Origin of the sequence: Sphingomonas lutea (assembly GCF_014396785.1) — a bacterium.
Taxonomy (GTDB): domain Bacteria; phylum Pseudomonadota; class Alphaproteobacteria; order Sphingomonadales; family Sphingomonadaceae; genus Sphingomicrobium; species Sphingomicrobium luteum.
Genome location: NZ_CP060718.1, coordinates 1,335,649 through 1,362,604, shown reverse-complemented (window position 1 = coordinate 1,362,604; position 26,956 = coordinate 1,335,649). Strand labels below are relative to the sequence as shown.

Genomic DNA, 26,956 nt, shown 5'->3' with positions numbered 1-26,956 from the left:
TCGACCAATGGTGAAAAGAGCCGTCACGGAGTAAATCCGTGACGTCAGTCGGGTTCGGCTATGCCGACCCGCTGGCCGGCATTCGCGCTCTCTTCGACATAAGCTCCCGTTTGCTGGCGCAAACGCTCCCTTATGCTCGGGCGCTCAAGCCGGCGTCACTTCCCCCGCCCCAGTCCCCGCATCATCCCCAGCATCCGGCCGGGTATCGAACACCTCGTCGATAATCCCGAACGCCTTCGCCTCGTCGGCTTCGAGGAATTTGTCGCGGTCCATGGCTTTCTCGATCGCCTCAAGCGGTTGGCCGGTGTACTTCGCGTAGAGCTCGTTGAGGCGCTGGCGCATGCGGAGGATTTCGCGGGCCTGGATCTCGATGTCGGCGGCCATGCCCTGGGCGCCGCCCGAGGGCTGGTGGATCATGATGCGGCTGTTGGTCAGCGCAACGCGCATCCCGGGTTCGCCCGCCGCCAAGAGGAAGCTGCCCATCGACGCGGCCTGGCCGATGCACACGGTGCTGATCTTGGGCCGGATGTATTGCATCGTATCATGGATCGCGAGGCCGGCGGTGACCACGCCGCCGGGCGAATTGATGTACATAAAGATGTCCTTCTTCGGGTTTTCGGACTCGAGGAAGAGCAATTGGGCGGTGATCAGCGAGGACATGTGATCCTCAATCGGGCCGGTGATGAAGACGATCCGTTCACGCAGCAGGCGCGAATAAATGTCGAAGCTGCGCTCGCCCCGGTTGGACTGCTCGATAACGATGGGACGAGCTGCGAAACGATGTCCTGATGGTCTGGCACGTGAAGCGGATCCTTGAATGTGGTCCGCACTACATCGGGCGGATTGCGGGAAGGTTCAAGCGGCGAAGCCGCGACGAAGGGGCCCCTCCACCAGCTTTCAGCTGGTCCCCCTCCCCTGCAAATGCAGGGGCGGATTGTGGGCGCCGCGCTCGTCGCGGGGGCCGGGGATGGACAGATAGGCGAGCCGCCGCATCTCCCGCCGGCCGCGCGTGACGGTGTCGAGGATCAGGCCGGCGAAGAAACAGAGCACGGCGATGATGACAAGGCCGGTGGCGAGGATGGCGGTGGGGAAGCGCGGCACCAGGCCGGTGTCGAGATAGGTGATCACCAGTGGAACCGAGAGGATGATCGCGGCGACGAGCAGGAGCGCGCCGACGCTGCCGAAGAACAGCACGGGCCGCTCGATCCGGTAGAGGGTGGCGATGGTCTTGAGGATGCGCCAGCCATCGCGGAAGGTGGAGAGCTTGCTTTCCGACCCCTCGGGCCGCGCGGCATAAGCGGTTTCGACCTCGCCCACGGGCATGCGCAGCTCGAGCGCGTGGACGCTCATCTCGGTCTCGATCTCGAAGCCCGAGGAGAGGACGGGGAAGCTTTTGACGAAGCGGCGCGAGAAGACGCGGTAGCCCGAAAAGATATCGCTGAAGCTGCGCCCGAACAGGCCGGAGAGAAGGCCGGTGAAGACCTTGTTGCCGAGGACGTGGCCGCCGCGATAGGCGTCCTTCTCCTCATGGCGGCGGGTGCCGACGACCATGTCGAGCTCCTCGGCCAGGAGTTGCTCGACCATCGCCGGCGCGGCCTTGGGATCGTAGGTCAGATCGCCGTCGGCCATGATGTACACGTCGGCCTCGATATCGGCGAACATGCGGCGGACGACATGGCCCTTGCCCTGCTGGCGCTCGACGCGGACGACCGCGCCGGCCGCGGCCGCGACCTCGCGCGTGCGGTCTCGGCTGTTGTTGTCGTAGACGTAGATGATTGCGGACGGCAGCGCGTCGCGGAAGCCCGCGACGGTCAGCGCGATCGCCGCTTCCTCATTGTAGCAGGGCAGGACGACGGCAATGCGTGCTTGTTGTTGCTGCATGACTGCGCGACCCCCGTCATCCCGGGTTTCGTCCGGGATCCACCTTGTCCTTGCAGGGGTGGAAAAAGGTGGACCCCGGGTCAAGCCCGGGGTGACGATTACTTCTTCTTGGCGGGTGCCTTCTTGGCGGGAGCGGCCTTGGCAGCAGGCTTGGCTTCGGCCTTGCCAGCAGGCTTCGCTTCAGCCTTGGCGGGCTTGGCGTCGGCCTTCGCCGCAGGCTTGGCCTTGGCTTCGGGAGCCTTCGCGCCCGCGCCGTCCTTCACGGGCTTGGCGGGCTTGGGCCCCCCGGCTTTGCTCGGGGCAGGCTTGGTGTCCGCCTTGGTGTTGGCCTTCTTGCCCTTGGCGGGCTTGGCGGCATGGTCGTGGCCGCAGCCGGGGCCGTGGACATGGCCTTCCTCGCTCTCGAGGTCGGCTTCGACCTCGGCGCGGGTCGCGGCGCGCTCCGTCACGTCGGCCTTCGAGAAGAGGAAGTCGACGACCTTGTCCTCGTAGAGCGGCGCGCGAAGCTGGGCCGCGGCCATCGGCTCGCGCTGGATATAGTCGAGGAAGCGCTGCCGCTCCTTGCCCTGATATTGCGACGCGGCCTGGCCGATCAGGCGGTTCATTTCCTGCTCACTGACCTGGACGTTATTCGCGGCGCCGATTTCCGACAGCAGCAGGCCGAGGCGCACGCGGCGCTCGGCGATCTTGCGATATTCGCTCGCTTCGCTCTCGATTTCCGCCAGCGCGGCCTTGGGATCGGCCTCATGGCTGGCTTCGTGGCGCAGCTGGTTCAGGATGTTCTGATATTCGGCATCGACCATCGATTGCGGCACGTCGAAATCATGACGGTTGGCAAGCTGGTCGAGCAGCTGGCGCTTCATGTGCGTCCGGGTCAGCGCGTTCAGCTCCTGCCCCTGCTGGTCGCGAATAAGGCCGCGCAGCTGGTCGAGATCCTTGAGGCCGAGCGAGGTCGCCAGCTCATCGTTGATGGCATTTTCGCCAGCGGTCTTCACGGCCTTGACGGTGACGTCGAAGACGGCCGCCTTGCCCTTCAAATTCTCGGCCGGATAATCGTCGGGGAAGGTCACCTTGACCTCGCGCTTGTCGCCCGCCTTGGCGCCGACCAGCTGATCCTCGAAACCCGGGATGAGCGCGCCCGAGCCAAGCTCGATCGGCATGTCGGTGCCGGTGCCGCCCTCGAATTCGGTGTCGCCGACGCGGCCGACGAAATCGACAATGACCTGGTCGCCGGTCGCCGCGACATGCTTCTTGGGAGCGTCGGTCCAGCGCTTGGTGGCGCTGGCGATCTGCTTGAGCTGCTCATCGACTTGCGCTTCGTCGGCGGCGATCGTCAAACGCTCGAGCGTCAGGCCGTCGATGTCCGGCTTGGGCAGGTCGGGCAACGCTTCGAGGCTGACGCGCACTTCGGCGTCCTTGCCGGGCTCATATTTCTCGTCGAGCTCGACCTGCGGCTGGAGCGCGGGGCGGACCTTCTGCGTTTCGAGCAGTTCCTGCACGCCTTCCTGGACGGCGTTGGCGAGCGCGTCGCGCTGCAACGATTCGCCGTGCATCTTGCGGATGAGGTTGGGCGGCACCTTGCCGGGGCGGAAGCCGGGCATGCGCACTTGCGGCGCGATGCGCTTGACCTCCTTGTCGAGCCGGGCCTCGATATCCTCGGCCGGGATGGTCAGCATGAAGGCGCGCTTCAGGCCCTCGTTTTCAGTCTCAACCGTCTTGATCACGTCTCAAAATCCCACACAAAATGGCCACGATGCGCGCGATCGCAGTGCTCGCCTGTCCCCCGGACAGGCTGCGCGCTGCGATGGTGCGCGCGGAGGGAGTCGAACCCCCACATCTTTCGATACTGGAACCTAAATCCAGCGCGTCTACCAGTTCCGCCACGCGCGCGCGGCCGCGAAGGTTGCGGGCTATAGCAAGGATCGCCGCTCGGGCAACCCGGGGCGGGCGAAAGGCGTTGATTGCGCGAGGAGTTACACCATCATGCAGCAATTGCCCCCCTTCCCCGACGGCCAGCCCGACCCCAGCCCGGCCAATGACCCGGTCGAACCCCAGCCGGGCCAGCCCGCCCAGCCGTCCGAGCCCGGCCAGCCGAGCGAGGCGCCCGCCGAAACCCCGCCGCAGGGACCGGATATCGACGTGCCGTCGCCGTCGACGCCCGGGACTGCACCGCCCACGACGCCGATTTCGCCGGTGAGCTAGTATCTCGCCTTCACTTCGTTCGTCCTGAGCTTGTCGAAGGGCGCTGGTTCAACGTCCGTGCCACGCGCCCTTCGACTGCGCGCTCCGCGCTCCGCTCAGGACGAACGAGGTTGCGCGTTTGCGGAGCTACCCCCGCCGCAGCTGTGCCGACGCGACGATCGCCTCGAAATCGGGGAGCGTCGCGGGGTAATAATGCGATCGCGCCGCGTCGAGCAGGATGAGGTACAGCCGACCGTCGATCACGGCGCCGACCGCGCGGCCCTTGCGCCACAGTTCGTCGGTGTCGAGGTGCTCGTAATCATATTGAAAGCCGTTGGTCCCGAGAAACGGGCGCGGAGCGATTCCGAGCGTTCGATATTCGATCGCGCCGCCGCGAACGCGGAACAGGCTTTCGATCATCGCCGCAATCTCAGGCGGCGTCATGTTCGAACGGAACTTGGGAACCTGCTGCGACGTCGTGCGCCGCTGATAGACGAGGTAGCGGTCGTTCTTGAGCCCGCTGACGAAGCTGATCCCGTCGAGATAGGGGCCGTTCAGCGTCCAATCCTCGACTACGCGAATATCGACGTAGCCGAGCGGGCGCGTGCGATTCCACGGACGCGGCGCCACGACCGACAGGGACCCGTCGCCGACCGAGACGCGCTTGACCTGGACCGCGGCAAAACTGCTGAAGCCGGATTCGCCCGCGCCAAGGCTCGAGCAGGCCGGGAGAGCGAAAGCGGCGGCCGCAAGCAGGCCGATCTTGGCGAAATTCTTCATCGTCATCCCCCTCAACCCATCATCTGCCGCACCCAGGCGGCGTCGGGCGCGTCGGGCTTCATCGTCAGATAGCGCGCGAAGGCGGTGCGGGCCTCACCCGACCGGCCCGCCTTGAGCAGCGAAATGCCGTGCCAGCGGAAAGCGTCCGCCGGGGCATCGGGATAGATCACTGCCGCGGCATAGCTCTGGCTCGAGCGCACATCGTCGCCCGGGCGATTGCGCAACCGCCAGATCTCGCCCTCGTAGAAGCGCATAAGACCGTTCCAGCCATCGCGCGCCAAGGTGTTGATGAGATAGGTGCTCGCGCCCGGATCGTTGAGCTTGACCTGATCGTCGAGCAGCATCTGCCGAATGGGCGCGATGGTCGACAGATATTGCGCACGGCGATTGTCGTAGGCGCGGCCGGGCACGGTCACTTCCGCGGCGGAGATGCGCAGGTCGGCCATGCGCGAATCCGGCGACGGGTGAGTATCGAACAGCGACCCGCGGCGGCGGCGCTTGCGGCGGTAGCGCGCGCTTGCCGCTTCCTCGCCGATCAACTGCTCCCACACATTGGCCATTTCGATCGGCGGATAGCCGGTCTCGGCGAGAAGCTTGGCGCCCATCGCATCGGCCTCGGCTTCCATCCCGCGGCTGTAGGTGAACAGCGACAGGATCGTGCCAAGCTGCGCGAGCTGGACGAAATCGCCGACGTTGACCCCGCCCGCGGCCCCGCCGACGCCGGCGACCATCGACCCGATCGCGAAGATATCGGTCTTGCGCCGCTGGTCGCGCCAACTGCGGATCATGTGGCGGCGCAGGAAGTGCGCCGTTTCGTGCGCGATCACGCCCGCCAGCTGCGCCTCATTGCGCGCGCGCAGCAGCAGTCCCGAATAGATGACCGAAAAGCCACTCGGAAACATCATCGCGTTGAAATCGGGGATGTGCGCCAGATAGATGCGAAAATCCTTGGCCGCGGGACCGCCGACCTTTTCGATGAGGTCGCCGAGATAGCCGGTCAGCGCCGGGTCCTTGATCAGCAGGTTCGAGCCCGCGATCTCCTCCTCGGCGCGATCCATCAGCTGCCACAGGCCCTGTTCGTCCTTGTCGGTCGGCCGGAAGCCGGGACCGACCAGCGGCACCATGTCCTGCGGGCGGACGCGCGCGTGCGCGACTCCGGTGGTGAGGGATGCGGCGGCGACGCCCCCGCCGATCAGCAGCGAGCGGCGATCAACATGATTGCGGCACATCAGCGGCGCTCCATCGCTTGGCGGACGGCCTGGCCGGGCTTCATCCGCCCGAGCAGCCGTTCGACCATCTGCGCGGCGCCCGCGGGCGTGCGCAATTCACCAAACTTGATTCCCGGCACCTGGCTTCCGGCGCGAACGACGTTGAACCAGACGACTTCGCCGGTCTTGAGGTCGACCAGCCCTGCATAATCGATCTGCGTGGCGCCGCCGACGTTGGGGGCGCAGAAGCCGACGAAGCAACCGGCAAGCCCGATCACGCCGAGCGCGACGCGCCCGGTGGACGCGACCTGATCCTCGGCGTGGAGAAACAGGGCATAATCATAGCCGGTCTTCTGGCCGAGCTTCACCGCGTCCTGGCCGAGGGTCCAGTCGAGGCCCTTGCCGCGCTTGGTCGGCAGATATTCGCCGAGATATTTGTGGAGCACGATCGACTGGCCAACCGCGTAGAACAGCCGCTCGACCTCGGCGACTTCCTCGGCACTGACGCCTTGAAGCTGGTTGCGGCGATCGAGGATCAGCGTCTCGCCGCCGCGCGTCGCCTGTTGCGCGCGCAAGGCGGCGATGATGTTGGTGCGGGCCTGTTCGGTCCAATCGGCGCGCGGCTCGACCATTCCCCCGGTTGTCAGCGACCCGACGGTGACATCGGGACGAAGAACGAGAAGCCGGTACTGGCCCTGCGGCGGGGTGAATTGGACATCGGCATATTGCCGCGTCTCGACACAGCCGCCGAGCGGCACGGCGAGCGCAAGCGCAGCCAGAGCAATGGTGGTTTTCCGCATACTAAAGCTCCCCGCCAAGCGCGCACGCGCGGCCCTTCCCCGCCCGTGCCCTGGCGAGTCATGCCTGAACTAAGGATGAAAGAAAAGCGTCTATTCTTAGAAGCTTAGCGCGATCCGCAAGATGCGCCCGGAACAGCAAGGCAGCGACCGTCGACCTGACCTGCGGCAATCCCGAGCATCGCGGCGAGGGTCGGCATGATGTCGATCGTCTCGACCGGCTGGTCCGACGCGGCGCCTGGCGTTCCCGGCCGCCAAAAGATCACCGGCACCCGGCGGTCATAGTCCCACGGACTGCCGTGCGTGGAGACGTCGCTGCGGGTGTCGGCGATCGGCTGGATATGCGGCTTGAGCACCACGTAGAGGTCGCCCGAGCGTTGCGGATCGAACGACGCACGAACGCGGTCGGTCACGCTCCAGCGGTCGGGCGGCCCGTCCGGCATCGGCGCTTTCGCAATGTCGTCCCTGGTCAGGACCGTGTGCACCTGCGGGTGACGGCGATAGAAAGCGAGCAACGCATTGCTCGCCTTGCTGCGCGCCGCACCCTTGAGCGCGGGATCGAGGAAGACGTCGCCGGTCGAGCCGAACGCGATGATCGGGCCGCCGAGCCCGGTCTCGCGCGCGATCCGCGGGCCGAGCGCTTCCGAATCGAGATCGGGGTCAATCCAGGCCGCATCGGTGACACCCTTCGCCCGAAGCCGCTCGGGAATGTCGAGGCTGCCGTGGTCGGCGGTCATCGCCACGGCATAGGAGATTCCCCAGCGGTCGAGCGCGGCCAAGAAGTCACCGAGGTCGCGGTCGAGTGAAGTCAGTTGCAGGCACATCTCCTGCCCGCCCGAGCCGTAGGTGTGGCCGACATAATCGGTGCCCGCGAGGCCGATCGAGATGAGGTCGGTCGCGCTCCCCTGCCCCAGCCGCAATTCCTGGATCAGCCCGGCGGCGAGCGCGAGCACGGTCGCATCATATTCGGGCGAGGCGCGGAAGGCCGAGGCATCCCCCGCGGCGCGCGCGAGGCGGCCGCTGCCGGTGGGCTTGCCGCCGCCAGCGATCGCAAAGCTGCGCGCCTTGCCGGCGCAGAAGGGCGACGGCGTCAACGGCGGGCGCGCGGCGGCGATGGTGCGGGCAAGGAAGGCGTTGGCGCGCGTGACGCTGGCCGGCACGGCAGCGCCGGTGCGGTCGGTGACGAAGCGCGTGCCGCTAGGGTACCAGCGCTGGTCGACGTTGCGGCCGCCCATCATCACCGCCGACCGATCCTTGCCTGCGACGGCGACGTTGCGGCTGGCGGGGGTCTGCTGCTTGAGCAAGTCGCCGAGCGTGGGAGCGCGCAGATGTTCGGGCGACACGACATATTTCGTGGAGGTCGAGCCGGGCGCGCGCTCGTCCTCGGCGCAGTAGATCTTCTTGTCACGGCGCGGCGCGTTGCCGTCGAACCAGATATTGGCGACGACGCCAGTGGTCGCCGGGCGGCGGCCGGTAAGGATCGTCGAATGACCCGGGCAAGTCTCGGTCGCGGCGTGGCTTTGGTAGCCGTTGCGGAACACCGCGCCTGAAGCGATCCGGGCAAAGCCGCCGGTGAATACAGGTTGATATTCGTCCCACAGGTCGGCCGACAGCTGATCGACGGAAATGACGATGAGCAGCTTGGGCGGCCCGCCCTGCGCCTGTGCCGCGGGCGGCGCGCATGCGGCGAGGAGGGCAGCTGCGGCGAGGAAAAGCTTAGGCATGGTCACTCCGTCTTTGCGGCCGCAGCGAAGCAATCCAGGGCAACGCCGCGATGGATTGCCGCGTCACTACGCTCCTCGCAATGACGAACTTAAGACAGCTTGGCGCGAAGCCGCTCGTTGACCACTTGCGGATTGGCCTTGCCCTGCATCGCCTTCATCGTCTGCCCGACGAAGAAGCCGAACAGGGCTTCCTTGCCTGCTTTATATTGTTCGACCTTGTCGGCGTTGGAGGCGAGGATCCGGTCTATCTCGGCATCGATCGCGCCGGTGTCGCTGGTCTGCTTGAGGCCGCGCTCCTCGACGATCACCGACGGCGCGATGCCGGTTTCGAGCATGATCTCGAACACCTGCTTGGCGATCGTCCCGCTGATCGTCCCGTCGGCGACGAGCTTGAGCAGCTCCGCGGCTTCCTTGGGAGAGATGGGCGTGTCGGCGATGCTTTCGTTGCGGCGGTTGAGCGCGCCGAACAGCTCGGCGACGACCCAGTTGCTTGCCTGCTTGGGCTCCACGCCCTCTTCGAGCAACGCATCGAACCAGCGCGCAATCTCGACCTCGGCGGTCAGCACGCCGGCATTGTAGGGCGTGATGCCATGGCCTTCGTAACGCTGGCGCTTGGCGTCGGGCAGCTCGGGCAGGCTCGCGCGGCATTCGTCGAGGAAGGCGTCGTCGAGCTCCAACGGCAGCAAATCGGGATCGGGGAAGTAACGGTAATCGTGCGCGTCTTCCTTGGTGCGCAGGGTGCGCGTCACGCCCTTGTCAGGGTCGAACAGCCGGGTTTCCTGGACGACGCTGCCGCCCTCCTCGATCAGATCGACCTGGCGCTTGGCCTCATGCTCGATGACTTGCATGACGAAGCGGACGCTGTTGACGTTCTTGGTCTCGGTCCGCGTGCCGAACTCCTCGCCGGGCTTTCGCACGCTGACGTTGACGTCGGCGCGCATCGATCCTTCTTCCATGTTGCCGTCGCAGCTGCCGACGTAGCGCAGGATCGCGCGCAGCTTGCGCAGGTACGCGCCGGCTTCGACGGGCGAGCGCATGTCGGGGCGCGACACGATCTCCATCAGCGCGACGCCGCAGCGGTTGAGGTCGACGTAGGACATCGTCGGATGCTGGTCGTGCATCAGCTTGCCCGCGTCCTGCTCGACGTGGATGCGCTCGATGCCGATCTGCTTGGTGCTGTTCTCGTCCGCGGGATCGATCAGGATCTCGACCTCGCCCGGGCCGACCAGTGGGTGATAGAGCTGGCTGATCTGATAGCCCTGCGGCAGATCGGCGTAGAAGTAATTCTTGCGGTCGAAGCGGCTCCAGCGGTTGATCACTGCGTCGATCGCCATGCCCGTGCGCACCGCCTGGCGGATGCATTCCTTGTTGGGGACCGGAAGCATCCCCGGCATCGCGGCGTCGACCAGCGACACCTGCGTGTTCGGCTCGGCGCCGAACGCAGTTGCCGCGCCGGAGAAGAGCTTGGACGCGGTCGCGGTGATCTGCGCGTGGACCTCAAGCCCGACCACGACCTCCCAGTCCCCGGTTTCGCCCTTGATGCTATAGTCTGTCGTCACGGTCTTACCCCGTCCCGCTTGTGTCGAGCGAAGTCGAGACACGTCCTGCCAGCGTCCCTCGACTTCGCTCGGGACGAACGGTTGAGGCGACTCACCACCACTTCTCCGGACGGGCGGTGAAGCCCGCGCGTTCTTCGATTGCGAGACCCGCATTGAGCACGATCTGTTCGTCCAGCTCCGGACCGATCAGGTGCAGGCCGAGCGGCAGGCCCTGCGCGTCGAGGCCGCCGGGGACGCTCATCGCGGGCAGGCCGGCGAGGCTCGCGGGAACGGCGAACACGTCGTTCAAATACATCGCCAGCGGGTCGGTCGTCTCGCCGATGCCGAAGGCAGCGCTCGGCGCGGTCGGCGTCAGGATGACGTCGCACTGCTCGAAGGCTTGGACAAAGTCGCGCTTGATGAGGGCGCGGACGCGCTGGGCCTTGGTGAAGTAAGCGTCGTAGAAGCCGGCGCTCAGCACATAGGTGCCGATCATGATCCGCCGCTTGACCTCGGCCCCGAAACCTTCGGCGCGGGTGCGCGAATACATGTCGGCCAGGCTCTCGCCGCCCTCGGCGCGGAGGCCGTAGCGGACGCCGTCAAAGCGCGCGAGGTTGGACGAGGCCTCGGCGGGCGCGATGATGTAATAGGTCGGCAGCGCATATTTGGTGTGCGGCAGGCTGATCTCGACGATCTCGGCGCCCGCATCCTTGAGCCAGGCAATGCCCTGGTCCCACAGCGCATTGATTTCGGCGGGAACGCCGTCGATGCGATATTCCCTCGGAATGCCGACGCGCTTGCCCTTGAGATCGCTCGACAGGCCCGCTTCCCACTGCGGCACGGGCAGATCGAGGGAGGTCGTGTCCTTGGGGTCGAAGCCGGCCATCGCCTCGAGCATGATCGCACAATCGCGCACGTCGCGCGCCATCGGCCCCGCCTGGTCGAGCGAGCTGGCAAAGCTGACCACGCCCCAGCGGCTGCAGCGGCCGTAAGTCGGCTTGATCCCGCTGATCCCGGTGAACGCCGCGGGCTGGCGGATCGAGCCGCCCGTGTCGGTGCCGGTGACGCCGGGCGCGATGCGCGCGGCGACCGCCGCCGCCGACCCGCCCGAGCTGCCGCCCGGGGTCAGGCCGACATTGCTGCCTTGCCGCCGCCATGGGCTGATGACCGGCCCGTAGGTGCTGGTTTCGTTGGACGAGCCCATGGCGAATTCGTCCATGTTGAGCTTGCCGAGCATCCCCGCGCCGGCCTTGCGCAGGTTCGCGGTGACGGTGCTTTCGTAGGTCGGCTTGAAGCCCTTGAGGATGTGACTGCCCGCGGTGGTGTCCACGCCCTTGGTCGCGAAAAGATCCTTGATGCCGAGCGGGATGCCGGCGAGCGGACCGTTCGACTGCCCTGCATCGGCGGCATCGGCGGCGGCGAGCGCGTCGTCCGGCGTCGTGACGGTGTAAGCGTTGAGCGTCGTCGCCCCGGCAACGGCGGCATTATAGGCCTCGGCGACTTCGCGCGCCTTGAACTGGCGCCCGGCGATGCCGTCGCGCAGCTGGGCGATGGTCAGGCTGGTGAGGTCGGTCATTCGATCACCTTGGGAACGCCGAAGAAGCCGTGTTCGGGCTTCGGCGCATTGGCCAGCACGTCGTCGCGGCAATCGCCGTCGGTCACCGCATCCTCGCGCAGACGCATCTTCTGGTCGATCACGGTGGCAAGCGGTTCGACGCCGTCGGTGTCGACTTCGGACAACTGCTCGATCCAGCTAAGGATGTTGTTGAGTTCGGGCTCGAGGCGCGCGAGCTCCTCATCGCTCATGGCGATGCGCGCGAGCCCAGCGATGTGGCGAACTTGGTCGATGCTGACGGACATGCAACTCTCGTTAGGACGCATCGCCGAGCGACGCTTGGGGGTCGATAGCGGCGGGTCTGGAAGGCGGCAAGCGGCCGCATGCCGGTCATTCGCCGCGAGACTTCTTGTCGTCCTTCGTAAGCTTTTTCAGCGGCGGCAACGCCCACAGGGTCACCACGGTCACTAGCGACAGAAGCACGGCAACGTCGAAGCTGCCCACGCCGACGGCGACGCCGATCGCGCCTGTAATCCACAAGCTAGCCGCGGTGGCAGTTCCCTTGACGCTGTTTTCAAGCCGCAGAATGGCGCCGCCGCCAATGAAGCCCATGCCAGTGATCAAACCTTCGATAATCCGCGCCATCGCTTCGGGACTGTCGGCGGTGAGCGATTCGGTGCCCTCGATGAGGCCGCAGGTCGCGACGGCGACCAGCGGAAAGGTGCGCAGGCCCGCACTGCGCTCCTCCTGCTCGCGGTTCCAGCCGATCGGAAGTGCAAGCACATAGGCGACCGCCATCGCAATCAGATGCGGAAGGGGTGTGAATCCAAAATCACTGAAGGTGGGCATCCCGGCGCCCTGCCCCACGCGCCAAGCTTCCGCAATATGCGGACCGATGGGTCAGTAGAGGCCCGGCTTCCTGCTCTTTGCGAGGCCGGCAGCTTTGCCCGCCGGCTTCGATCGCGACGTCTCGCGGAGTTGGTCGCGCAGTTCCCGCCGCGAAACGGCCGCGTCTTTGATCTCCTGCTGAGCCCCGGCGACGATTTTCCGTTCTTCCATAGCGGTTCGATCCGGCGTTCGAAGCAACCCTTAGGCCGCCCATCGGCCGCGGCGGGGTTTCGAGCGCTACGAATTTAGCGTGCTCCGTTGCCAAGTGGACGCAATCCTCGCGCGTCGCGTGCCAAAAATTGGCGCTCCGAAGTCTCTCGAGCCGATTCCAGATGAAAGGCGGCGGTCCGCAAATGGGACCACCCTCCCAGCGGATTCAGTCGCGCATGTCCGCTGGGACGATCCCGCCATTTTCAGCGAGCTTCTGCATCACCGCACGGTGAAGGGCGATATTCTGCTCGGCGCTGCCAGGATCGCCGGCGTTGACGTTGAGCTCCGCGGCCAGCTCCTTGCGCTCGGCCAGGCTCGAATCGAGATCGAGCAGCTTCAAGAGGTCGACGATCGAGGTTTTGTAATTGCCGCCGCCACCCTTCGCCTGGGCGAGGTTGGCGAGCACCGCGCCGACATCGACCGTTTCCGGCGTGGGATTGAAGGTTGGCGCGGTGGGCGCCGAGGTGGTCGCGTCGGTGGATTGCGGAACCGGCTGCGGCGCCGGCCTGGCCTCCGCCTTGCGCCCGAAAATCGCGTCCTTGATCTTGCTGAAAATGCTCATGCGCTCGCCCTTGCCTGATGTGAGCTGCGATAACGCGCCGCGCGGGCGCTTCTTTCCCGCCGCTGCGGTTGCCGACTTGCACGCTCGCCCGTAACGCCCCCGCCTCATGTGCGCGCGCCGATTCCTCATCGTCATTTTCGTCCTCACCTTGCTGGGCGTCGCGGGGGCGTTTGCGATTTTTCAGTTTGGGCAGCGCGTCCTGATTAGCCAGGCGACGCCCAAGGGTCATTTCGCGCCGCCGCCGACCAGCGATGCGCCCGATTACAGCCGGGCGGAGAATTGGCTGGCGTCGGCCGACCTGCCCGACAATCCGTCCCATTGGCGCCCGGAAAATGACGCGGGTTCCACCGAGCCGTCGGCGAACGATGTCAGCGTCTTCTACGTTCACCCGACGACCTATTTGTCGCGCGACAGCTGGAACGCCCAGATGCGCCCCGACGCGCAGACCGAAGCGCGCACCCGCCTGTTCGTGCAAAGCCAGGCCAGCGTGTTCGCCCAAGATGCGACGGTGTGGGCGCCGCGCTATCGCCAGGCGGCCTATGGCGCCTTCCTGCTGCGGAGCGACGATGCGCAGAAGGCGCTCGACCTGGCCTATGCCGATGTTGCCGCAGCCTTCGACGCATTTGTCAGGCGCAACCCGCAACGCCCGCTGATCCTGGCCGCCCACAGCCAGGGCGCGCTGCACCTGTCACGCCTGCTGCGCGAGCGGGCCGGTGCGGTGAAGGGGCGGCTGGTCGCCGCTTATGTCGTCGGGTGGCCGCTGAGTACCGCGGCCGACTTGCCGGCAATCGGCCTGCCCGGCTGCTCGAGGCCTGATCAGACCGGCTGCGTCTTGTCCTGGCAAAGCTTCGGGCAGCCCGCCAATCCCGACCTGATCACGGACGCGTGGGTTGGCACCCTCGGTCCGACCGGAATGAAGCGCGAGCGCAAGGACATGCTGTGCGTCAACCCGATCACCGGCACCGCGGGCGGCGCCGCGCCGCCAAGCGCCAACCTTGGCACGCTGGTGCCAAGCGCCGATTTGGCGAGCGCCACGATCGAGCCCGGGCGGGTTGGCGCGCGGTGCGACAATGGGCTGCTCCTAATCGATGGTGCGATCCCGCCGCTCGGGGCCTTTGTCCTGCCGGGCAACAATCATCACGTCTATGACTACGCCTTGTTCTGGGCATCGGTGCGCGAAGACGCGCGGCGGCGGATCGCGGCGTGGCAACGTTAGTCACTGCGTCTAGCGCCGAATTCCATGCCGCGCTTGGTGACGGCGGGAAGCTCGCCGGGCTCGATGTCGGGACGAAGACCATCGGCCTCGCCATCTGCGACGCGGGGTGGCATTTCGCCGGGCCCGCAGAGACGATCCAACGAGCGAAATTCACCAAGGACCTTGAAGCGCTGACGGCCTTCGTGACGCGCGAGCATGTCGTCGGGCTGGTCGTCGGCCTGCCGCTCAGCATGGACGGCCGCGACAGTCCTCGGACGCAATCGGTGCGCGCGTTCGCGCGTAATCTCGGCCCGCTTCAGCTGCCGATCCTGCTGTGGGACGAGCGCTGGTCGACGCAGGCGGTCGAGCGGGCGATGATCGACGCCGACGTCAGCCGGGCGCGGCGTGCGGAGAAGGTGGATGCACTCGCCGCCGCGCATATCCTGCAAGGCGCAATCGATGCACTGGTCAACATGGGCGACGGCAGCTAGTCCCCGCGCTCGTGGACCTGCTTTCGATCGACGACCTCAGCGACGCGCAGATCGCGCGCATCCTCGACCGCGCGCTGGCGATCCATCCGCAAGTCGGGCGGACGGTCGGCGGCCTGGAAGGGCGGATCGTCTTCAACGTCTTTTACGAAAACTCGACGCGCACCGCGATGTCGTTCGCGACCGCGGCGCATCGGCTCGGCGCGGCCGCCATCTCGCTGTCGGTCGAACATTCGTCGGTGAAGAAGGGCGAGACGCTGGAGGACACGGCGCGCACGCTGAACGCGATGCGGCCCGACCTGCTGGTGTTGCGACACAGCGAGAATGGGGCGCCGGCCGAAGTTGCGGCAATCATGGACGCGCCGGTGATCAATGCCGGCGACGGGACCAACGAGCATCCGACGCAGGCTTTGCTCGATGCCGCCACGCTGCGGCAACGGCTGGGCCGCATCGAGGGCCTCAAGGTCGCGATCGTCGGCGACATCAAGCATAGCCGTGTCGCGCGATCGAACGCCAAGCTGCTGCGGCGGCTAGGTGCCGACGTGCGGCTGTCGGGGCCGCCGGAGTTATTGCCGGCGGAGGTCGCTACGGTTTCCGTCGAGGACGCGATCGGCGGCGCCGACGTGGTGATGATGCTGCGCGTCCAGCGCGAGCGGCAGGAGCAGGAATTGGGCGACGCGCCGGGCGAATATCTGCGGCTCTACGGCCTCACGCCCGAGCGGCTGGCGCTGGCGGACCGGCACGCGGTCGTGCTTCACCCCGGACCGATGAACCGCGGCGTCGAGATCGCCGACGTCGTCGCCGACGATCCAGCGCGATCGCTGATCGCGCTTCAGGTCGAAATGGGTGTGGCCACGCGCATGGCCTGCCTGGAGATGTTGCTGGCTTAGCGGCTTGCCATGCGCACCGGCGCATCGCCCGCGACGGTGCGGACGAAGCAGGCGCCGCCGCGGCTCTTGAGCACCTGGCACCGGGCCTGCGCTTCGCTCTGGCTGCCGAACCCCTGGATCGACAAGCGCCAGAAGGTGCCCTTGGGCGAATCGAAGCGCGCACGCATCGGCAGATAGGATTTAAGCGCGGGATAGCGGCGGGTCAGCGTGGCCCAGCCCGCCGACACCTGTTCGGGCGAGCGGTAGGAGCCGAGCTGGACGACGGCCTTGGAGCCGCCGCTGCGCAGCACGGCCGAAGTCTTGCGCACCGGGGCGGACGCCTTGCGGGCAACGGGCTTCGCCGGCGGCAGCGGCGCGGTGTAGACCGCTTCGGGCGCCGACGCGGCGACAAATTCGGGAACCAGCGCCGGTGGCGGCGGCGGGGGCGGCGCCTCGACGACTGGCGGCGGGGGCGGCGGCGGCACGAAGGTCGGGGCGGACTCGGCGGCAGCGACCTGCTGCGGCGCAGAGGCAGCGACGAACGCCGGATCGGCTTTCTTCGGTGCTTCGGCCGTACGCGTTGCCGTCGGGCGGAGCGCAAGGCGAACGGGCTGGCCCGCGTCGACCGCGGCTGGGACCACCCCGGTCAGCGCGGCCACCTGATCATGCGGTTTGGCCGGATTGGCGAGCCTGATCCATTCCTGGATGCGGGCGTCGAGCTTGTCGGCGCTGACGTCCTGCGCCGCGACGATGCGCGCCTGCGACCAATTGCCCGATAAGGCGTAAGCGAGCGCGAGGTTCTGGCGAACACGAGCATCCGCATTCTGGAGCCGTGCCGACGCATCGAGAATGCTAACCGCATCCGACGGGCGTCCCGCGAGTGCCAAGGCGAGACCATAATCCGCAGGATCGAGCATGCCCTGGGCAGAGTGGAGGAAGCTCACCGCCTGGTCGGTCTTGCCAAGCGCAACCTGCGACAGCGCGAGCTTGAGCAGCACCTGCGGCTGCTGGGCGTAGATGGTGAGTGAATCGCGATAGGCTGCTTCCGCCGACGCAAAGCGCCCAGCGGCGAAATAGCTGTTGCCGAGCAAGGCCCGGAAACCCGCATCGTCAGGCGTCTTTTCGACCGCCTTTTCGGCGTAATTGATCGCGGTGCCCACATCACCCGAGGACAGAGCGGTGAGCGCGCGGGTGGCATAGCCGATTTCCCCGTTCGCCTTGCCGCCGAACCCGGAGGTGGTGACGGTCTGCTTCGGCGTGCCCGCGCAGCCCGCCGTCATTGAGGCAAGCACAATGAACGATGCGGTAGAAGCGAAGCGAAACGGATTCGACATTGGATTACCCCTTGCGTTTGGCCTTTTCGGCCATGCCCTCGAGCTCCGGCATACCCCCCAGCAGCTGGTCGAGAGCGTCAGTCACGATCTGTTGCGCCGAGCGACCGCCAACGGCGCAGGCCAGACGCAATTTCAAATGGCGTTGCGGATCGAGCCGCAGCGTGAAGGCCGCCTTCCCCTTCGATCCGGGCGCAGCGCGCGGGCGCGGCGCACGACGCGGCGCGGGCGCGGGAATGGCGAGGGCCGGCATCGGTGAAGGCTCAATGGCCTCAGCCGGCTCGGCGGTTTCATCGAAATCCTCGTCGGCATCGCCGGTTTCCGCCAGTCGGCCGGCGAGTTCCGATTGCTGGCTGTGCACCGGCGACTGCACCGGCGTCAGCCCCGTGGAATGGACGCGCGGCTGATCCTCGATCTCCTGACCGAAGGCGTCATGATCCTCGTCGCGGATCGGCACCACCGCCGGCTTGGGCGGTTCGAAGCCCATGTCGTTCCAGCCGAGATCCTCGAGATTGCCGCCGCCCATCTGGCCGAAGCCCTGAGGCTTCATCGCCGGGCGCGCCGCACCCTTGCGAGCCAGGAGGCCCGAAGAAAGGGAGGCGAAGGGTTTGGGTTCGCTCACGAGGGGGCCCCCTTACTGACCCACGACGCGGCGGCCGAAGCCACCGACCGGACGCGGACTGGCCGGGCTGATCCCCGGCGCCGCACCCGGCGCCGCGAACACCGTCCGGCGGAAATTCTTTTCGAGACGGTCGGAAATATAATCCCACAGCTCGACCACTTCCTTGGCGGAGCGGCCGTTGGGATCGATTTCCATCACCGTGCGCCCATCGATCATCGAAGCGGCGAAATCGGTGCGATGATGAAGCGTGACCGGGGCCACGGTGCCGTGCTGCGACAGTGCGACAGCGGCTTCGTAAGTGATCTTGGCCTTGGGCGTCGCCGCGTTGACGACGAAGATCAAGGGCTTCCCGGCGCGGTCGCACAAATCGACCGTGGCGCCGACGGCGCGCAGGTCGTGCGGGCTGGGGCGGGTCGGAATGACGATCAGCTCGGCAACGGCAATGACGCTTTGGATCGCCATGGTGATGGCCGGCGGGGTGTCGATGACGGCAAGGCGGAAGCCCTGCTGGCGAAGAACCTCAAGGTCGGAAGCGAGCCGGGCAACGGTGGTCTGCGCGAAGGCCGGCATTTCGGCATCGCGTTCGTTCCACCAATCGGCCAGGCTGCCTTGCGGATCGATGTCGATCAGGCAGACAGGACCCGCCCCTGCCAGCTGCGCCTGCACCGCAAGATGGCCGGACAGGGTCGTTTTTCCCGATCCGCCCTTCTGCGATGCCATAGCCAAGACGCGCATGCTCTTCCCCTCGCCCAATGACGCATGTTCAGGCATCGGAGTGGCACCGAAGCATCTAAAATCTGGTTAACGATGCCAGGTTGTATTTCGCCCGGCGTTCCCGTGCGCTAGGCTTGGGCCAAGGTGAGAATGGACATGCGTTTCCTGTGTCTGGCAGCCGCGGCGGCAATGACGATTCCCACTGCGCCCCTGGCGGCGCAGTCCGTGAAAGCCGGGATCGATGCCTGGCAAAAAGCCGACTACGCGGCGGCGGTGGATATCTGGCGGCCGCTTGCGGAAAAGGGCGACCTCGATGCCGCGTTCAATCTCGGGCAAGCCTATCGCCTTGGCCGGGGCGTGACGATCAACCTCGCCGCGGCCCAAACCTGGCTCGAGCGCGCGGCCCGCAAGGGGCATCTCGACGCGCAGACGACGCTTGGGCTGATGCTGTTCCAGAACGGCAACCAGGTTTCCGGGCTGCGCTGGCTCGGCCAGGCGGCGGAGCGCGGCGATGCGCGCGCAATGCTGATCTACGGCACGGCGCTGTTCAACGGCGACAGCCTGCCGCGCGACCCGGTGCTGGGCTACGCCTACGTCAGCCGCGCCGCGGCGCAGGGACTTCCACCAGCGAAAGCGACGCTGGCCGAGCTCGACCAGATCTTGCCCCTCGACCAACGCAAGAAGGCGGTGACGCTGGCCATCGCCAAGGCCAAGGCCGCGCCGCCACCGTCAACCGCGGTCAAAGCGAAATCCGCGGCCAAGCCGCCGACGCAAGCCGCGGCACCGGCAGCACCGTCACCCACACCCACGGCAGGCGGTGCGTGGCGCATCCAGCTCGGCGCTTTCTCCCAGCGCGGTGCGGCGGAAGCGCTCTATCGCAAGGTCGCGGGCGCGCTGCCGGGCCGGGCGCCATTCTATGTTGCCGCAGGTCCGGTCACGCGCCTGCAGGTCGGCCCCTACCCCAGCCGCGCCGCGGCGCAGGCGGCGTGCAACAGCTTGAAAGACCAAGCCTGCTTCCCCGTCACGGCGAAGTAATCAGCCGCTCACCCAATCCTTGCGGCGGATCCCCTGGGCCCACAGCAGGGCGTCGAGGCCATGGTGATTGAGGCAGGCATCGGCCACTTCGGCGAGCGCCGGCTTGGGGCGGTAGGCGATGCCAAGCCCGGCTTCCTGGATCATCAGACGGTCGTTGGCGCCATCGCCGATCGCAAGGACCTGGTCGCGATCGAGCCCGAGCTCGCCGCGCGCCTCGACCAAGGCATCAAGCTTGGCCTGCGCGTCGACGATCGGATCCTCGACCGAGCCGCTGAGCTGGCTGCCGTCGAACAATAGGCGATTGGCACGGATGGCGTTGAAGCCGAGCATTTTGGCAATAGGCTCGGCGAACGACACGAAGCCGCCGGTGACCAGGATGCAATGCGCGCCACCGACGCGCATGGTGCGCACCAGGGTCGCCGCCCCGGGATTGGGCACCACGCGCTCGGCAAGGCACTGGCGGATCGCGCCTTCATCGAGCCCGGAAAGCATCGCCACGCGCTCGCGCAGGGCGGCCTTGAAGTCGAGTTTGCCCTGCATCGCACGCTCTGTGATCTCGGCGATCTCCCGCTTCAGGCCGGCGAAGTCGGCAAGTTCGTCGAGGCATTCCTGCCCGACCATGGTCGAATCCATGTCGGCGACGAGCAGGCGCTTGAAGCGATGTTCCTCAGGCTGGACGACAACGTCGACTTCGGGGAGCCCGTCGAGCGCCCAGCGCGCGGCGTTCGTCGGCGTGTCGACCTGGAGATCGACGGCGTCGCCCTCGTCGATCCATTGCAGGAAACGCGCTTTGGGATCGACTTCACGCAGCTGCGCCAGCGCGCGATCCACAAGCCTGTCATTGAGCCGTCCTGCTGCTATCAGCGTCGCAATCGCCATGCCGTCCTCAAAACCTCCGTTGGCCGTCATTGCCGGGTCCACCGCCAGCGGCAAGTCGGCACTGGCACTTGCCCTTGCAGAACAAAATGACGGCGTGATCGTCAACGCCGACAGCGCACAAATTTACCGCGACTTGCCCGTCCTGAGCGCCGCACCGACCGACCGGGACCGATCGCGGGCGGAGCATCGCCTCTACGGCGTGCGCGACGGCGCCCTGCCCTGCTCCGCCGCGGACTGGGCGGACATGGCCCGAAGTGAGATCGCCGGCATCCATGATAGGGGACGGCTGCCGATCATGGTCGGTGGGACTGGGCTTTATCTGCGCACCTTGCTTGACGGCATTGCGCCCGTGCCCGCGATCGATCCCGCGGTGCGCCAGTCGGTTCGAGAGATGCCGACGGAAGAAGCGGGCGTGAAGCTGGCGCAACATGATCCGGAAGCCGCGGCGCGCCTGAAGCCCGCGGACAAGACCCGCATCGCGCGCGCGTTGGAGGTCGTGCTGTCGACCGGCCGGACCCTGCGCGCATGGCAGGGCGAGCGTACCGGCGGAATCGGCAAGGACGTCGAGCTTCGGCCGCTGATCCTCCTCCCCCCCGCGACTGGCTTTATGCGCGCTGCGATGAGCGCTTCGCCGCAATGTTCGACGGGGGCGCCGTCGAAGAGGTCGAACGACTGCTCGCCCGCGACCTGAATCCCAATTTGCCGGTGATGCGTGCAATCGGCGTGTCCGAGATCGCGGCATTCCTGCGGAAAGAGCTATCGCGCGATCAGGCGGTCGCCGCGGGCCAGCAGGCGACCCGGCGCTACGCCAAGCGGCAATATACCTGGTTCGCGCATCAGCCGCCCGCCGACTGGCCACGCTTCACCGACGTGCTCGACGAGCGCGCGCTGGAACTGCTGAAGCGATCGGCCTAGGCAAATTCCCCATGCACATGATCCGCGACGCCGACATCGACGCCACCGTTCTCGACGGCAAGCGCGTGGCGATCATCGGCTTCGGCAACCAGGGCCGCGCCCAGGCGCTCAACCTCAAGGACAGCGGGATCAATGTGGTCGTGGGTCTCAGGCCCAGCTCGCTTAACGCGGCCGTCGCGGAGACGTTGGGCCTGGAGGTCGAGCTGGTCGACGAGGCGGTCGCCAGCGCGGATATCGTCATGCTGCTGGCTCCGGACGAAATTCACGGCGAACTCTATCGAGCGATCGAGCCGCGCCTTCGGCAGGGCGCAGCGCTTGGCTTCAGTCATGGCCTGTCGATCCGATTCGGTTTCGTCAAACCGCGCGGCGACCTCGACATCTTCCTGGTCGCGCCGAAGGGACCGGGCACGGCGTTGCGCTCCCTATACAAGGACGGCCGCGGGATGATCGCTTTGTGGGCGGTCCCCGAAAATGCCCGGCCCAAAGCCCGCAAGATCGCCTTGGCTTATGGACGCGCCATCGGTTGCGGTCGTGCGGGCCTGATTCATTCCACCTTTGCCGAAGAGGCCGAAGCCGACCTCTTTAACGAACAGGCGGTGGTTTGGGGCGCCGTTCCCGAATTGCTGGTCGCCGGCTTCGAAACCTTGGTCGAAGGCGGGGTCAAGCCCGAGATCGCCTATCTGGAATGCGTCGGCGAACTCAAGCTGCTCGCCGACCTGATCGAAGCTCGTGGAATCGCGGGCATGCGCGAGGCGATCTCAAATACCGCCGAGCTAGGAGCGACGTTGGGCGGACGTCGAATCATCGACGAGGGTGTGCGGACGCGCATGCGCGACGTGCTGGGCGAAGTCCGCGCGGGCAAGTTCGCCGATGCGCTTCAGGAGGAGGAACTGGCGGCGTACCCGCGATTGAAGGCCGCGCGGCGCGACGCCCGCGAAACGCCGATCGAGGCGGCCTATCGCAAGCTGTCGGCCAAGCCAGACTAGGTCTGAACCCTAACCGACGGTCTCGCTCGCCATCATCGGCCGCGCTCCGACGCTTGCGCGTTCGAGATAGGCGCGCTGCATCTTGCGATGGGCCTCGGCCACGCCGGGATCGCGGGCCGCGGCGGCAAGCACCTGCTCCTCGGCGGCACGTTGCGCACAATAAACGCGATCGTTGTCCTGCATGGCCCGGCTCCTCGCTACGGCGATGTTATTAGCAGGAATCCTCGCACAAGTCGCGGCCCGCTGAATCAACCGCCGTGCGACGGATTGGCCTTGGCGCGTGCGATCGCTTCCGTCAGCAGGCGCCGAGCTTCATCGGCATCGCCCCAGCGGCCGACGCGCACCCATTTCTCTTCCTCCAAGTCTTTGTAATGGGTGAAGAAATGCTCGATCTGCTGGAGGATGATTGAAGGCAGATCCTTTTGCTCGCCGATGTCCGAGTAATAAGGAAAGGTGGAGTCGACCGGGACGCAGATCAATTTCTCGTCCCCGCCATGCTCGTCCTCGAGGTTGAGGACGCCGATCGGCCGGGCGCGCACCACGCAGCCCGGAACGAAGGGCGAGCGCGCGATCACCAGTGCGTCGATCGGATCGCCGTCGAGCGAGAGCGTGTGCGGAATGAAGCCGTAATTCGCCGGATAGCGCATTGGCGTGTGAAGGATGCGGTCGACGAACAAGGCGCCCGACGCCTTGTCGAATTCATATTTCACGGGCTCGCCGCCGACCGGGACTTCGATGATGACGTTGACGCTGTTGGGCGGGTCGTCGCCGACGGGGATGAGGTCGATGTTCATGGCGGCGCTTCCCCTAAAGAGCGCAGCGCCGGGTAACAAGGTGATGAGGCGTGAGGCCGTGCCCCCCGGCTAGGGCGATGCCGTGGCGAACAGCGGTTTGCACAACTCGGTCGTGAAGCGGTTTTGGGCATTGCCTTGCGCTTCGGGGCCGCCCGGCCCGAATACGCGAAACTCCGCGAGATATTGCGGGATCGTGATCCGGAAACTGGTCTGGAAATCGTTCGCCAGGATGAAGGCCAAACGCGCCTCCGACCAGTCGGCGGGGGTGAAGCTCGCGACGTGGTTGAGCATCTGCAGCTGCTGCCAAGCACGCTTCTCCTCCCACATCTGTTCGGCGAAGGCCTCGTAAATGTCGAACGCATTGGCAAACTTCTGCCGCTGGTCGAAGCTCAGGCGCGCTACCGATCCGTCGGCCACCGCCACCTCCCACGACGGCGCGCTGCCGAAGCTGTAGAACGGCCGGCCGACGCGGTTGATCGGGCCGATCGGCTGGCCGCGATCGTGGCGCGCAAACAAGGTGGCGAGATCGTTCAGGCGACGATCGATGCAATGGCGCTGCTGATACCGGGCGATGATCGCGCCACGCTCCCCCAGCGCATCGGCAGTCATGCCCGCGACCGCCTCCCGCGTGGCGCTGCGCCAGTGCGCGTCCTCGACCAGTTGCTGGGCGCCGAGCGCGATCGCCACGCCGAGCACGATGACGGTCACCTCGCCGAGGAACATGCGCCAGCCATCGAGACGCTTGGGCAACAGAAAACGCATGAACACCCCCGTTCGCAGCGGAGGCTAACAGAAGACCATCGGTCTGCAATGGGACGCGGCTACCGCCGTCCGAACAGCTTTTCGATTTCCGAATGGCCAAGCTTCACCCAGGTCGGGCGGCCGTGATTGCACTGGCCCGAGCGCGGGGTGACTTCCATCTCGCGCAGCAAGGCGTTCATTTCGGCGACCGAAAGGATGCGGCCGGCGCGGACCGAGCCGTGGCAGGCGATGGTCGCGGCGACGAGATCGAGCTTGTCGCGCAGCGCGAGCGGGCCGCCGAGCTCGGCGATCTCGCCGGCAAGGTCGGCGAGGAGCTTGGCGGCGTCGGTCTTGCCGAGCGCGGCGGGGACCGCGCGGACGAGCATCGCCGAGGGGCCGAAACGCTCGATTTCGAGGCCCATCTCGCCAAGGTCGGCCGCGGCGGCTTCGAGGCGGTCGCAATCGGGTTCGTCAAGATCGACCACGTCGGGCATGAGCAGCACCTGGCGCGCGACCGCGCCCCCTTCGCGCGCGGCGCGCATGCGTTCGAGCACCAGGCGTTCGTGCGCGGCATGCTGGTCGACGATGACGAGGCCGTCTTCGGCTTCGGCGACGATATAGGTTGCCGCAACCTGCCCCCGCGCGACTCCGAGCGGGTGGGTCGGGACGGGCTCGACGGCGGGCTCGGCGCGGGCGGCGGGGGCGGTCGAGAAGAGACGCGGCGCTTCGGCAAGCATTCCCTCTCCCCAGCGGGGAGAGGGTAAGGGTGAGGGGGTTCCGTGCATTTCCTCATAAGGCGCAGCCCCCGCACCCCAGCCCTCTCCCCGCTGGGGAGAGGGAGTTTGCCAATTGACCGCAGCCGCAACCTGTTCTCGCGCCGCGCTGCGCTGGCCTTGTTCATCGAGCGCGTTGCGCAGGCCGCCGACGATCAGGCCGCGCACCGCTTGCGGGTCGCGGAAGCGGACTTCGGTCTTTGCCGGGTGGACGTTGACGTCGACCTCGCCCGACGGGACTTCGAGGAACAAGGCCGCGATGGGGTGGCGGTCGCGGGCGATGAGGTCGCGATAGGCGGCGCGCAGGGCGCCGACGAGCAGGCGATCCTTCACCGGGCGCGAATTGACGAACAAATATTGCTGGTCGGCGACGCCGCGGTTGAAGGTCGGCAGGCTGATTACCCCGGTGAGGCGAAGACCGTCGCGGACGCAGTCGATCCCGACGCCATGGCGGTCGAGCTCATGCGCGAGGAGCTGGGCGACGCGCGCCGGCGGCTCGGCGGGCTGCAGCGTGAGGATGCGGCGGCCGTCATGGTCGAGGGTGAAGGCGACATCGCTGCGCGCCATTGCGAGGCGCTTCACCGCGTCGAGGCAAGCGGCATATTCGGCGCGCGGGGAGCGCAGGAACTTGCGGCGCGCGGGCACCTTGTCGAACAGACCGTCAATGCGGATGCGCGTGCCCGGCGGAAGCGCCGCGGGTCCCTCGCCCGCCTCGGCGCCGTGATCGGTCGCGATCTGCCACCCGTCAGCGCCGCGCACCCGGCTTTCGAGAGTCAGGCGCGAAACGCTGGCGATCGACGGCAGCGCCTCGCCGCGGAAGCCGAAGCTGCTGACCTCATCGATCGCGTCGGTCGGCAGCTTGGAGGTGGCATGGCGTTCGAGCGCGAGGCGCATGTCCTCGCGAGACATGCCGCAGCCATCGTCGGCAACTTCGATCCGTTCCAGACCGCCCGCGGCAAGCCGGATCGCAACATTCGCGGCGCTCGCGTCGAGCGCGTTTTCAATGAGTTCCTTGAGCGCGCTCGCGGGCCGCTCCACCACCTCCCCGGCGGCAATGCGATTGATGAGGTCCGGCGGCAGCCTTCTTATTGACATGTTAAGGCTTGTATCCCAATCCGAAGCGGCCGGCGAAGCACTGATTTTTCGCGAAAATTCAGACCGCGTTCAATGGATAGGGTTCAAGCGAAAGTTAAGCCTCGACGTCGCTGACCGGGGCTTTTCGGAATAGCGAGAGACGGGGTAGGAATGTTCTGGACGCGCTGGTTCAAGTGGATGTCCCACGATATGGCGATCGATTTGGGGACGGCCAATACGTTGGTCTATGTCCGCGGGCGTGGCATCGTCCTCAATGAGCCGTCGGTGGTGGCGATCGAAACGATCAACGGCGTCAAGAAGGTCAAGGCGGTCGGCGAAGACGCCAAGCTGATGATGGGCAAGACCCCCGACCAGATCGAGGCCATCCGCCCCTTACGCGATGGCGTGATCGCCGACATCGATGTCGCCGAACAGATGATCAAGCACTTCATCCACAAGGTGCATGGCGGCAAGATGCGCGCCTGGCGCTTCCCGGAAATCGTGATCTGCGTGCCGTCGGGATCGACCAGCGTCGAACGCCGCGCGATCCGCGACGCCGCGTCGAACGCGGGCGCCAGCGCGGTCTATCTGATCGAAGAGCCGATGGCCGCGGCGATCGGCGCCGACATGCCGGTGACCGCGCCGATCGGATCGATGGTCGTCGATATCGGCGGCGGCACGACCGAAGTCGCGGTGTTGTCCCTGCGCGGCCTTGCCTACACCACCTCGGTGCGCGTCGGCGGAGACAAGATGGACGAGGCGATTTCGTCCTACGTCCGCCGCAACCACAACCTCCTGATCGGCGAGGCCACGGCGGAGCGGATCAAGAAGGAAGTGGGGATTGCCAAGCCGCCCGTGGATGGCATCGGCAAGACGGTGCACATCAAGGGCCGCGATCTGGTCAACGGCGTGCCCAAGGAAATCAGCATCAACCAGGGCCAGATCGCCGAGGCCTTGTCCGAACCCGTCGGAACGATCGTCGAGGGCGTCCGCATCGCGCTTGAGAATACCGCGCCGGAATTGGCCGCCGACATTTGCGACCAGGGCATCGTCCTGACCGGCGGCGGCGCGCTGCTCCAGGGACTGGACGAAGTGCTGCGCGACGAGACGGGCCTGCCCGTCACGGTCGCCGAGGACCCGCTGACCTGCGTCGCGCTCGGCACCGGCCGCGCGCTGGAGGAAGAGCAGTTCCGCGGCGTTCTGCAGACGGCCTAGC

The 26,956-nt window shown here is 66.6% G+C and carries 27 protein-coding genes, 1 tRNA gene and 1 pseudogene; 8 read left to right on the top strand and 21 right to left on the bottom strand.

What is annotated here, in order from left to right:
- Positions 1-144: 144 nt before the first annotated feature.
- The 4 genes from H9L13_RS07055 to H9L13_RS07040 form a co-directional block, all read right to left on the bottom strand.
- The gene (locus H9L13_RS07055; RefSeq protein ID WP_280528180.1) at positions 145-819 is read right to left on the bottom strand and encodes an ATP-dependent Clp protease proteolytic subunit; all 675 of its coding nucleotides are present in this window, start codon (positions 817-819) and stop codon (positions 145-147) included.
- 78 nt (positions 820-897) lie between these two features.
- The gene (locus H9L13_RS07050; RefSeq protein WP_187537076.1) at positions 898-1,881 is read right to left on the bottom strand and encodes a glycosyltransferase family 2 protein; all 984 of its coding nucleotides are present in this window, start codon (positions 1,879-1,881) and stop codon (positions 898-900) included.
- A gap of 98 nt (positions 1,882-1,979) precedes the next feature.
- Complete coding sequence (tig, locus tag H9L13_RS07045) at positions 1,980-3,602, bottom strand: trigger factor (protein WP_187540216.1); 1,623 nt, start codon at positions 3,600-3,602, stop codon at positions 1,980-1,982.
- Positions 3,603-3,686: 84 nt separating this feature from the next.
- A tRNA-Leu gene (locus H9L13_RS07040) sits at positions 3,687-3,771 on the bottom strand.
- A 93-nt stretch (positions 3,772-3,864) separates the two neighbouring features.
- On the opposite strand from H9L13_RS07040, the gene H9L13_RS07035 reads away from it, so the two are divergent.
- Positions 3,865-4,083: a hypothetical protein gene (locus H9L13_RS07035; protein WP_235090736.1), complete on the top strand. Its 219-nt coding sequence runs from the start codon at positions 3,865-3,867 to the stop codon at positions 4,081-4,083.
- Between the two features lie 126 nt (positions 4,084-4,209).
- Here the strand turns inward: H9L13_RS07035 and H9L13_RS07030 are convergent, their stop codons facing one another.
- The 9 genes from H9L13_RS07030 to H9L13_RS06990 form a co-directional block, all read right to left on the bottom strand.
- Complete coding sequence (locus H9L13_RS07030; protein ID WP_187537075.1) at positions 4,210-4,842, bottom strand: hypothetical protein; 633 nt, start codon at positions 4,840-4,842, stop codon at positions 4,210-4,212.
- 11 nt (positions 4,843-4,853) lie between these two features.
- On the bottom strand, positions 4,854-6,071 hold the full coding sequence (locus tag H9L13_RS07025; protein WP_187537074.1) for a M48 family metallopeptidase: 1,218 nt from the start codon (positions 6,069-6,071) through the stop codon (positions 4,854-4,856).
- Entirely contained in the window at positions 6,071-6,850 is a 780-nt protein-coding gene (locus H9L13_RS07020) for a hypothetical protein (RefSeq protein WP_187537073.1), read from the bottom strand. Before H9L13_RS07020 ends, H9L13_RS07025 begins: the two co-directional genes overlap by 1 nt.
- 104 nt (positions 6,851-6,954) lie before the next feature.
- Complete coding sequence (locus tag H9L13_RS07015; protein ID WP_187537072.1) at positions 6,955-8,571, bottom strand: alkaline phosphatase family protein; 1,617 nt, start codon at positions 8,569-8,571, stop codon at positions 6,955-6,957.
- 89 nt (positions 8,572-8,660) lie between these two features.
- The gene (gene gatB / locus H9L13_RS07010; RefSeq protein ID WP_235090734.1) at positions 8,661-10,130 is read right to left on the bottom strand and encodes an Asp-tRNA(Asn)/Glu-tRNA(Gln) amidotransferase subunit GatB; all 1,470 of its coding nucleotides are present in this window, start codon (positions 10,128-10,130) and stop codon (positions 8,661-8,663) included.
- 91 nt (positions 10,131-10,221) lie between these two features.
- The gene (gene gatA / locus H9L13_RS07005) at positions 10,222-11,685 is read right to left on the bottom strand and encodes an Asp-tRNA(Asn)/Glu-tRNA(Gln) amidotransferase subunit GatA (RefSeq protein ID WP_187537070.1); all 1,464 of its coding nucleotides are present in this window, start codon (positions 11,683-11,685) and stop codon (positions 10,222-10,224) included.
- Positions 11,682-11,969, bottom strand: a complete 288-nt coding sequence (gene gatC / locus H9L13_RS07000) for an Asp-tRNA(Asn)/Glu-tRNA(Gln) amidotransferase subunit GatC (RefSeq protein ID WP_187537069.1) — start codon at positions 11,967-11,969, stop codon at positions 11,682-11,684. The genes gatA and gatC overlap by 4 nt, the downstream gene beginning before the upstream one ends.
- Before the next feature lie 85 nt (positions 11,970-12,054).
- Positions 12,055-12,513 carry an MgtC/SapB family protein gene (locus tag H9L13_RS06995; RefSeq protein WP_187537068.1) on the bottom strand — a complete coding sequence of 153 codons (459 nt, stop codon included), beginning with the start codon at positions 12,511-12,513 and terminating at the stop codon, positions 12,055-12,057.
- Positions 12,514-12,928: 415 nt separating this feature from the next.
- Positions 12,929-13,324, bottom strand: coding sequence for a DUF3597 domain-containing protein (locus tag H9L13_RS06990; RefSeq protein ID WP_187537067.1), 396 nt, complete (start codon positions 13,322-13,324; stop codon positions 12,929-12,931).
- Positions 13,325-13,430: 106 nt separating this feature from the next.
- On the opposite strand from H9L13_RS06990, the gene H9L13_RS06985 reads away from it, so the two are divergent.
- Genes H9L13_RS06985 through H9L13_RS06975 form a run of 3 tightly spaced genes read left to right on the top strand, consistent with a single transcriptional unit; the run spans position 13,431 to position 15,897 of the window.
- Positions 13,431-14,540 (top strand): DUF3089 domain-containing protein, encoded by a 1,110-nt coding sequence (locus tag H9L13_RS06985; protein WP_187537066.1) that lies wholly within the window; start codon positions 13,431-13,433, stop codon positions 14,538-14,540.
- A complete protein-coding gene (ruvX, locus tag H9L13_RS06980) occupies positions 14,528-15,010 on the top strand; it encodes a Holliday junction resolvase RuvX (RefSeq protein ID WP_187537065.1) in 483 nt (160 codons plus the stop codon). Before H9L13_RS06985 ends, ruvX begins: the two co-directional genes overlap by 13 nt.
- Before the next feature lie 11 nt (positions 15,011-15,021).
- A complete protein-coding gene (locus H9L13_RS06975) occupies positions 15,022-15,897 on the top strand; it encodes an aspartate carbamoyltransferase catalytic subunit (protein WP_187537064.1) in 876 nt (291 codons plus the stop codon).
- On the opposite strand, the gene H9L13_RS06970 is transcribed toward H9L13_RS06975, so the two are convergent.
- From H9L13_RS06970 to H9L13_RS06960, 3 genes are read right to left on the bottom strand one after another with little or no spacing between them, the layout of a single operon-like run.
- Positions 15,894-17,210: an SPOR domain-containing protein gene (locus tag H9L13_RS06970; RefSeq protein ID WP_187537063.1), complete on the bottom strand. Its 1,317-nt coding sequence runs from the start codon at positions 17,208-17,210 to the stop codon at positions 15,894-15,896. The genes H9L13_RS06975 and H9L13_RS06970 overlap by 4 nt on opposite strands.
- A 4-nt stretch (positions 17,211-17,214) precedes the next feature.
- Positions 17,215-17,829: a hypothetical protein gene (locus H9L13_RS06965; protein ID WP_187537062.1), complete on the bottom strand. Its 615-nt coding sequence runs from the start codon at positions 17,827-17,829 to the stop codon at positions 17,215-17,217.
- Positions 17,830-17,841: 12 nt separating this feature from the next.
- A complete protein-coding gene (locus tag H9L13_RS06960) occupies positions 17,842-18,564 on the bottom strand; it encodes a ParA family protein (protein ID WP_187537061.1) in 723 nt (240 codons plus the stop codon).
- Between the two features lie 135 nt (positions 18,565-18,699).
- Between H9L13_RS06960 and H9L13_RS06955 the strand changes: the two genes are divergently transcribed.
- A complete protein-coding gene (locus H9L13_RS06955) occupies positions 18,700-19,578 on the top strand; it encodes an SPOR domain-containing protein (RefSeq protein ID WP_187537060.1) in 879 nt (292 codons plus the stop codon).
- On the opposite strand, the gene serB is transcribed toward H9L13_RS06955, so the two are convergent.
- Entirely contained in the window at positions 19,579-20,487 is a 909-nt protein-coding gene (gene serB, locus H9L13_RS06950; protein ID WP_235090732.1) for a phosphoserine phosphatase SerB, read from the bottom strand.
- Here serB and miaA point away from each other — a divergent pair.
- Both miaA and ilvC read left to right on the top strand, forming a co-directional pair.
- Positions 20,456-21,372 (top strand): annotated as a pseudogene (miaA, locus tag H9L13_RS06945) (tRNA (adenosine(37)-N6)-dimethylallyltransferase MiaA). The gene serB and the pseudogene miaA sit on opposite strands and share 32 nt — an antisense overlap.
- Before the next feature lie 11 nt (positions 21,373-21,383).
- On the top strand, positions 21,384-22,358 hold the full coding sequence (gene ilvC, locus H9L13_RS06940; RefSeq protein WP_187537058.1) for a ketol-acid reductoisomerase: 975 nt from the start codon (positions 21,384-21,386) through the stop codon (positions 22,356-22,358).
- 9 nt (positions 22,359-22,367) lie between these two features.
- On the opposite strand, the gene H9L13_RS06935 is transcribed toward ilvC, so the two are convergent.
- The 4 genes from H9L13_RS06935 to mutL form a co-directional block, all read right to left on the bottom strand.
- Positions 22,368-22,541, bottom strand: a complete 174-nt coding sequence (locus H9L13_RS06935) for a hypothetical protein (protein ID WP_187537057.1) — start codon at positions 22,539-22,541, stop codon at positions 22,368-22,370.
- Positions 22,542-22,606: 65 nt separating this feature from the next.
- Positions 22,607-23,152: an inorganic diphosphatase gene (ppa, locus tag H9L13_RS06930; protein ID WP_187537056.1), complete on the bottom strand. Its 546-nt coding sequence runs from the start codon at positions 23,150-23,152 to the stop codon at positions 22,607-22,609.
- A gap of 69 nt (positions 23,153-23,221) precedes the next feature.
- Positions 23,222-23,914, bottom strand: a complete 693-nt coding sequence (locus tag H9L13_RS06925) for a hypothetical protein (protein WP_187537055.1) — start codon at positions 23,912-23,914, stop codon at positions 23,222-23,224.
- Between the two features lie 59 nt (positions 23,915-23,973).
- Entirely contained in the window at positions 23,974-25,761 is a 1,788-nt protein-coding gene (mutL, locus tag H9L13_RS06920) for a DNA mismatch repair endonuclease MutL (protein ID WP_187537054.1), read from the bottom strand.
- A gap of 150 nt (positions 25,762-25,911) precedes the next feature.
- On the opposite strand from mutL, the gene H9L13_RS06915 reads away from it, so the two are divergent.
- On the top strand, positions 25,912-26,955 hold the full coding sequence (locus H9L13_RS06915) for a rod shape-determining protein (RefSeq protein WP_187537053.1): 1,044 nt from the start codon (positions 25,912-25,914) through the stop codon (positions 26,953-26,955).
- The last annotated feature ends 1 nt before the right edge of the window (position 26,956 follow it).

Bases quoted from the DNA above. Each gene is read 5' to 3' on its own strand.
- H9L13_RS07050 (WP_187537076.1), bottom strand. From the start codon at position 1,881: ATGCAGCAACAACAAGCACGCATTGCCGTCGTCCTGCCCTGCTACAAT.
- H9L13_RS07035 (WP_235090736.1), top strand. From the start codon at position 3,865: ATGCAGCAATTGCCCCCCTTCCCCGACGGCCAGCCCGACCCCAGCCCG.
- H9L13_RS07030 (WP_187537075.1), bottom strand. From the start codon at position 4,842: ATGAAGAATTTCGCCAAGATCGGCCTGCTTGCGGCCGCCGCTTTCGCT.
- H9L13_RS07025 (WP_187537074.1), bottom strand. From the start codon at position 6,071: ATGTGCCGCAATCATGTTGATCGCCGCTCGCTGCTGATCGGCGGGGGC.
- H9L13_RS07020 (WP_187537073.1), bottom strand. From the start codon at position 6,850: ATGCGGAAAACCACCATTGCTCTGGCTGCGCTTGCGCTCGCCGTGCCG.
- H9L13_RS07015 (WP_187537072.1), bottom strand. From the start codon at position 8,571: ATGCCTAAGCTTTTCCTCGCCGCAGCTGCCCTCCTCGCCGCATGCGCG.
- gatA (WP_187537070.1), bottom strand. From the start codon at position 11,685: ATGACCGACCTCACCAGCCTGACCATCGCCCAGCTGCGCGACGGCATC.
- gatC (WP_187537069.1), bottom strand. From the start codon at position 11,969: ATGTCCGTCAGCATCGACCAAGTTCGCCACATCGCTGGGCTCGCGCGC.
- H9L13_RS06995 (WP_187537068.1), bottom strand. From the start codon at position 12,513: ATGCCCACCTTCAGTGATTTTGGATTCACACCCCTTCCGCATCTGATT.
- H9L13_RS06990 (WP_187537067.1), bottom strand. From the start codon at position 13,324: ATGAGCATTTTCAGCAAGATCAAGGACGCGATTTTCGGGCGCAAGGCG.
- H9L13_RS06985 (WP_187537066.1), top strand. From the start codon at position 13,431: ATGTGCGCGCGCCGATTCCTCATCGTCATTTTCGTCCTCACCTTGCTG.
- H9L13_RS06970 (WP_187537063.1), bottom strand. From the start codon at position 17,210: ATGTCGAATCCGTTTCGCTTCGCTTCTACCGCATCGTTCATTGTGCTT.
- H9L13_RS06960 (WP_187537061.1), bottom strand. From the start codon at position 18,564: ATGCGCGTCTTGGCTATGGCATCGCAGAAGGGCGGATCGGGAAAAACG.
- H9L13_RS06955 (WP_187537060.1), top strand. From the start codon at position 18,700: ATGCGTTTCCTGTGTCTGGCAGCCGCGGCGGCAATGACGATTCCCACT.
- serB (WP_235090732.1), bottom strand. From the start codon at position 20,487: ATGACGGCCAACGGAGGTTTTGAGGACGGCATGGCGATTGCGACGCTG.
- ilvC (WP_187537058.1), top strand. From the start codon at position 21,384: ATGCACATGATCCGCGACGCCGACATCGACGCCACCGTTCTCGACGGC.
- H9L13_RS06935 (WP_187537057.1), bottom strand. From the start codon at position 22,541: ATGCAGGACAACGATCGCGTTTATTGTGCGCAACGTGCCGCCGAGGAG.
- ppa (WP_187537056.1), bottom strand. From the start codon at position 23,152: ATGAACATCGACCTCATCCCCGTCGGCGACGACCCGCCCAACAGCGTC.
- H9L13_RS06925 (WP_187537055.1), bottom strand. From the start codon at position 23,914: ATGCGTTTTCTGTTGCCCAAGCGTCTCGATGGCTGGCGCATGTTCCTC.
- mutL (WP_187537054.1), bottom strand. From the start codon at position 25,761: ATGTCAATAAGAAGGCTGCCGCCGGACCTCATCAATCGCATTGCCGCC.
- H9L13_RS06915 (WP_187537053.1), top strand. From the start codon at position 25,912: ATGTTCTGGACGCGCTGGTTCAAGTGGATGTCCCACGATATGGCGATC.